Below are 417 nucleotides of genomic sequence, written 5' to 3'. Positions count from 1 at the left end.
ATAACTTATGCATAAATTTACACCACGGTTCTCTAGGGAATTTTGATTGAACAAATTTTTTATTATTAGCTAATAGAGTTTTAATCTCGTCAGCCTCGGCAGCATGTAACTGCATCCATTCAAATAACTGTTGTGCAGCATCCCTGGGGTGTTCTGGGATTACTTTAATATGATGGTACTCAGTGCCATAAAACTCGGTGAAGGCCGTATACTGTGTCACTGCGCAGGGAATACCTGCAATAGCAGCAAGTGCTGGACCTAAACCGACACTTTCCACGTTCTCTACATTTGGCGTAAATAAAACTGCGCCGGATAACGTATGGCAAATGATAAGTAAGTCAATTTCATCTAAATGCCATTTGTTGTCTTTATCTTTATATGTTTTTATCGGTACTTCATCTAAAAATATAATACTAT

1 pseudogene is annotated in these 417 nt (G+C 37.6%); it reads right to left on the bottom strand.

The features are described from left to right. A pseudogene (locus V1952_RS22540) lies at window positions 1-417 on the bottom strand (hypothetical protein); the annotation flags it as partial.

The sequence above is a fragment of the Yersinia sp. 2542 StPb PI genome, from assembly GCF_048593855.1.
GTDB classification, from domain to species: domain Bacteria; phylum Pseudomonadota; class Gammaproteobacteria; order Enterobacterales; family Enterobacteriaceae; genus Yersinia; species Yersinia enterocolitica_E.
This window is presented reverse-complemented; position numbering and strand designations above follow the sequence as displayed.